At 72.3% G+C, this 5,104-nt stretch carries 6 protein-coding genes; all 6 read left to right on the top strand.

What is annotated here, in order from left to right; translation table 11 throughout:
* A partial coding sequence (thiF, locus tag H6A23_RS11130; protein WP_353653069.1) for a sulfur carrier protein ThiS adenylyltransferase ThiF occupies positions 1-634 on the top strand: 634 nt, incomplete at its 5' end.
* A 92-nt stretch (positions 635-726) separates the two neighbouring features.
* The gene (locus H6A23_RS11125) at positions 727-1,539 is read left to right on the top strand and encodes a thiazole synthase (RefSeq protein WP_204832239.1); all 813 of its coding nucleotides are present in this window, start codon (positions 727-729) and stop codon (positions 1,537-1,539) included.
* Complete coding sequence (thiH, locus tag H6A23_RS11120) at positions 1,536-2,804, top strand: 2-iminoacetate synthase ThiH (protein WP_204832238.1); 1,269 nt, start codon at positions 1,536-1,538, stop codon at positions 2,802-2,804. Before H6A23_RS11125 ends, thiH begins: the two co-directional genes overlap by 4 nt.
* Before the next feature lie 8 nt (positions 2,805-2,812).
* Entirely contained in the window at positions 2,813-3,376 is a 564-nt protein-coding gene (locus H6A23_RS11115; protein ID WP_204832237.1) for a thiamine phosphate synthase, read from the top strand.
* Positions 3,377-3,399: 23 nt separating this feature from the next.
* The gene (thiE, locus tag H6A23_RS11110) at positions 3,400-4,095 is read left to right on the top strand and encodes a thiamine phosphate synthase (RefSeq protein WP_204832236.1); all 696 of its coding nucleotides are present in this window, start codon (positions 3,400-3,402) and stop codon (positions 4,093-4,095) included.
* A gap of 8 nt (positions 4,096-4,103) precedes the next feature.
* On the top strand, positions 4,104-4,943 hold the full coding sequence (thiD, locus tag H6A23_RS11105; protein ID WP_204832235.1) for a bifunctional hydroxymethylpyrimidine kinase/phosphomethylpyrimidine kinase: 840 nt from the start codon (positions 4,104-4,106) through the stop codon (positions 4,941-4,943).
* Positions 4,944-5,104: the final 161 nt, after the last annotated feature.

Genomic DNA, 5,104 nt, shown 5'->3' with positions numbered 1-5,104 from the left:
GTGCTGGCGGTTGAGGTTGCCCTCGTCAACCACGTCAAAGTCGGCGACAACGAGCTCGCCCACCCCGCTGCGCGCGGCGCGCATCGGGATCGCAGGGGCGGGCGGGCTCGGCTCCAACATCGCCGTCATGCTCGCGCGCAGCGGGGTGGGCGAGCTCGTTGTCGCCGACTTTGACGTGGTTGACGAGGGCAACCTCAACCGCCAGCACTACTTCCGCGAGCATCTGGGCCGTCCCAAGGTTGAGGCGCTGGCCGAGCAGCTCCGCGCCATCGGCGCGGGCACGCGCGTGCGGGCGCTGCGCACCCGCGTTACGGCCGAGAACGTCCGGGGGACCTTCGGGGGGTGCGACATCGTCTGCGAGGCCTTCGACGACCCCGAGGCCAAGGCGCTTCTCGTCGAGGAGCTCCTCACCCTGCCCGAGGGCCCCGTGCTCGTCGCCGGCAACGGCATGGCGGGCGCGGGCCCGGCGTGTGAGATCGTCACGAGGCGTGTGAGCCGGCGCTTCTACGTCTGCGGCGACGGCGCGTCGGACGTCGGGGCGGCCGGGGCGCTTCTCGCCCCGCGCGTCGCACTCTGCGCCGCCCAGCAGGCCCTTCTCGCCGTGAGGATCGTCCTGGGGCTCGAGGGCCCGTGACGTCCCCGGCTATCTGGCAACCAAGCGCGCCGCGGGCTGACCTGTTTTGCGGGGCCCAGCGCCCGCGGCGCCCATCAACGAAGGGAAACACCATGACGGAGCACATCACATCGGACGCCGTCGCGCCCACCGCAGACACCTGGACCCTCGGCGGCAAGGAGTTTGCGTCGCGCTTCATCCTGGGGTCGGGCAAGTTCAGGCTCGACGTGGTCAAGGCGGCCGTGGAGGACGCGGGTGCGCAGATTGTGACCCTTGCCGTGCGCCGCGCCAACACCAATCAGGAGGGGAGCATCCTCGACGCCATGCCCGAGGGCGTGACGCTTCTGCCCAACACCTCGGGCGCCCGCACGGCCGAGGAGGCGGTGCGCATCGCCCGCCTCGCGCGCGAGCTCGGCTGCGGTGACTTCATCAAGGTCGAGGTCATCCGTGACGCGCGCTACCTCCTGCCCGACAACGCGGAGACCGTCCGCGCCACCGACATGCTGGCGAGTGAGGGCTTCACGGTGCTGCCGTACATGTACCCCGACCTCAACGTCGCGCGCGACCTGGTGAGCGCGGGCGCGGCCGCCGTCATGCCGCTCGGCGCGCCCATCGGCTCCAACCGCGGCCTCGTGACGCGCGACTTCATCCGCATCCTCATCGAGGAGATCGAGCTGCCGGTGATCGTGGACGCGGGCATCGGGCGCCCGTCGCAGGCGTGCGAGGCCATGGAGATGGGCGCGGCCGCCGTCATGGCCAACACGGCCGTGGCCACCGCCGGCAACATCCCGCTCATGGCGCGCGCCTTCGGTGACGCGGTACGGGCCGGTCGCGCGGCGTTCCTTGCGGGCCCCGGCCGCGTGCTTGACGGCGCGGGCGAGGCCTCGAGCCCGCTCACCGGATTTCTGGGGGAGGAGGTCCGATGAGCGAGGACGAGAAGAACGTGCAGTTCGCGGAGCCTAAGACCGCACCTGTGGGCAGGCGCTGCCGCCGCATCGTCTCCATGGACGAGAAGGACATGGAGCGCGCCATCCACACGGACTACGGCCTGGACCCCATGACCTTCCTGCCTGACATGGACGTCCTGGACAACGGCATGTTCGACCGCGTGCTTGACGCCGTGGAGGCCTACGACCCCGACGCCGTGACCGCCGCCGACGTGCGTCGCGTGCTCGACGCCGATGTTGTGGAGCCCGCGGACTTCGGCGCGCTCGTGTCGCCTGCGGCCGAGCCCTTCCTCGAGGAGATGGCCGAGCGGGCCCGGGCCGAGCGCGTGCGCTGGTTTGGCACCAACATCCAGTTCTTCACGCCGCTCTACCTGGCCAACTACTGCGAGAACCGCTGCGTGTACTGCGGCTTCAACTGCGAGAGCGGCATTCGCCGCGCCCGTCTGGACGAGGGGCAGACCGTCGCCGAGCTCGACGCCATCGCCGCAACGGGACAGGAGGAGATCTTGCTGCTCACCGGCGAGGATCCGGTGACGTCCGACATCGATTACATCGCGCGCGCCTGCGAGCTCGCGGCCGCGCGCTTCAGGAACGTCGGCGTCGAGGTGTACCCCGCCAACGTGGCCGACTACGCGCGCCTGCACGAGGCCGGCGCGGACTTCGTGACCGTGTTCCAGGAGACCTATGACCCGGCGCGCTACGCCAAGCTCCACCTGCGCGGCCGCAAGCGTATCATGCCCTACCGCTTTGAGGCGCAGGAGCGCGCGCTCAGGGGCGGCATGCGCGGCGTGGCCTTCGCGCCGCTGCTGGGCCTCTCGGAGTTCCGTCACGACGCGCTCGCCTGCGCGCTGCACGCCTACTACGTGAGCCGGGCCTACCCGCACGCGGAGATCTCCTTCTCGTGTCCGCGCCTGCGCCCCGCTGCGGGCGCCGTCACGCCCAACGGGCCGCACGTGAGCGAGGCGCAGCTCCTGCAGGTCATCTGCGCCTACCGCCTGTTCATGCCCTTTGCCGGCGTCACGGTCTCGTCGCGTGAGTCGGCGCGCTTCCGCGACCACGTGGCCACGATCACGGCCACCAAGGTCTCGGCCGGCGTGTCCACGGGCATCGGCGAGCATGCGCACCAGGCCGAGGAGGGCGACGACCAGTTCGAGATCGATGACAGCCGCAGCCTGGCCGAGATGTGCGCGGCCATGCGCCGCATGGGGCTCGAGCCGGTCATGAACGACCACGTTCTGGTGTGAGGGCGCCTATGGGCTCGCTCTTTGACGGAGGCTTCCTGCGCGTTGCCATGACGGACCGGTGCCGGTGCGCGCGGCCGCTGCCCGAGCAGGTGGCGCGGATCGCCGGCGCCTACGACGCGCTCATCATGCGCGAGAAGGACCTGGACGACGGTGCGTACGTCGCGCTTGCCCGCGAGGTCATGGCGGCCTGCGGGCGCGCGGGCGTCGCCTTTATCGCCCACGGCCACGTGCCCGCCGCCCGCGAGCTCGGCGCGTCGCGCCTGCACCTGCCGCTGCCCGCGCTTGCGCGCGCTGGCCGCCCGGAGGGATTCGACCTCGTCGGCACCAACGTGCACGAGGTGGCCGAGGTGGCGGTTGCCGAGGGGCTCGGCGCCGACTACCTTGTGGCGAGCCCCGTCTTTGCGCCGTCGTGCAAGCCGCTCCCGGGCCGCGGGGTCGCGTTTCTCGAGCAGGTCATCGCCGCGGCCCGCGTGCCGGTGCTCGCCCTCGGCGGCATCACCGACGCCACCGAGCCTGCTGTCCGCGCCGCCGGTGCCGCCGGCGCCGTCCGCATGTCCGGCGCAATGGCGTGATCCTAGGAAAGGAGACACCCCTCATGGACGTCAATCACACGGAAGTGGGCCCCGTCGTCCGCGGGTCCTTCTCGCCCGAGGCCATCCGGCACGGCATGCTGCTCTATGCGGTGACGGACAGGGCCTGGCTCGCTGGCCGGACGCTCGCCGACTGCGTGCGGGAGGCCATCGCCGGCGGCGCCACCTTCGTCCAGCTGCGCGAGAAGGACCTCGCGACGGACCAGATCGTGGCGGAGGCGTTGGAGATCATCCCCGTCTGCCGCGCGGCGGGCGTGCCCTTTGTGATCGACGACGACGTGGAGGCGGCCCGGCGCAGCGGCGCGGACGGCGTGCACGTGGGGCAGTCTGACACGGCGTGCGCCGCCGCGCGCGAGGCGCTCGGGCCGGACGCCATCGTGGGGGTCTCCGCCCACACGGTGGAGGAGGCGCTTGCCGCGCAGGCGGCCGGCGCCGACTACCTGGGCGTGGGGGCGCTGTTTGGAACGTCCACCAAGTCCGATACCGTGGCCGTGTCCCCTGAGGGGCTCGCGCGCATCTGCGCCGCCGTGGACATCCCGGTGACGGCCATCGGGGGCGTGAGCGCGCGCACGCTACCCCTGCTCGCCGGCACGGGCGCGGACGGGGCGGCGGTGGTCTCGGCCATCTTCGCCGCCCATGACATCGAGGCCGCGACGCGCGAGCTGCGCGGTCTTGCCGAGGCGGCCGTGGGGTCGAGATAGGGGGTCTCATGGGCACGAGGGGCTGGAGCGTTCCCGCGGTGCTTACAATCGCGGGCTCGGACTCGAGCGGCGGCGCGGGCATCCAGGCGGACATCAAGACCATCTCCGCGCACGGGCTCTTTGCCGAGACCGCGATTACCGCGCTCACGGCGCAGAACACCTGCGGCGTGCGCGACGTCATGGAGGCCACGCCGCAGATGGTGGCCGAGCAGATAGACGCGGTCTTCGAGGACATCCCGCCCGCCGCGGTCAAGGTGGGCATGGTGCCCTCCGCGGCGATCGCCGAGGCCATAGCCGCGCGGCTCGAGCGCTGGGGCGCCGAGAACGTGGTCGTGGACCCGGTGATGGTGGCCACCTCGGGCGCGCGCCTCATGGGCGACGATGCGGCGTCGGCGCTCGTGGCGCGCCTGCTGCCGCTCGCCCGCGTGGCCACGCCCAATATCCCCGAGGCGGCGGCGCTCCTCGGCGAGCCGGTGCGAAACGAGGACGAGCAGGAGCTCGCCGCGCTCGCGCTGGCCGAGCGCCTGGGCTGCGCGGTGCTCGTGAAGGGCGGGCACGGCGTGGCGGACGCCAGCGACGTGCTGGTGGAGCCGGCCGTCGAGGACGAGGGCGCGCCGCGCGTGACGTGGCTGCGCGCCCCGCGCGTAAGGACCGCAAACACCCACGGCACGGGCTGCACGCTCTCGAGCGCGATCGCCTGCGGCCTGGCGGAGGGCCGCGAGCTTCCCGAGGCGGCGGCGCGCGCGAAGGACTACCTCACCGGCGCGCTTTCTGCCGGGCTGGACCTGGGCCATGGCTCCGGTCCCGTTGACCACCTGTGGCGCCAGCGCGCGGGGTCGCGCGCCTAGGGGGCCGAGGCGCGCCGCGCCTTCGTTACTCGTTTACCTTGCCCGCGACGAGGATGGGCACGAAGAACGCGGCGCAGCCGAGAAGCCCGATCGTGGCGCCGGGGAGCACGTCTCCGAGCGCGAGCTCGAGCACGGGAATGAGGATCGCGCCGACCGCGGCG

The sequence above is a fragment of the Olsenella uli genome, assembly GCF_016900775.1.
Taxonomy (GTDB): domain Bacteria; phylum Actinomycetota; class Coriobacteriia; order Coriobacteriales; family Atopobiaceae; genus Thermophilibacter; species Thermophilibacter uli_A.
The sequence above is the reverse complement of the archived record's forward strand: the minus strand, read 5'-3'. Positions and strand labels throughout refer to the sequence as shown.

Coding starts and splice junctions, on each gene's coding strand:
- H6A23_RS11125 (WP_204832239.1), top strand. CDS start 727: ATGACGGAGCACATCACATCGGACGCCGTCGCGCCCACCGCAGACACC.
- thiH (WP_204832238.1), top strand. CDS start 1,536: ATGAGCGAGGACGAGAAGAACGTGCAGTTCGCGGAGCCTAAGACCGCA.
- H6A23_RS11115 (WP_204832237.1), top strand. CDS start 2,813: ATGGGCTCGCTCTTTGACGGAGGCTTCCTGCGCGTTGCCATGACGGAC.
- thiE (WP_204832236.1), top strand. CDS start 3,400: ATGGACGTCAATCACACGGAAGTGGGCCCCGTCGTCCGCGGGTCCTTC.
- thiD (WP_204832235.1), top strand. CDS start 4,104: ATGGGCACGAGGGGCTGGAGCGTTCCCGCGGTGCTTACAATCGCGGGC.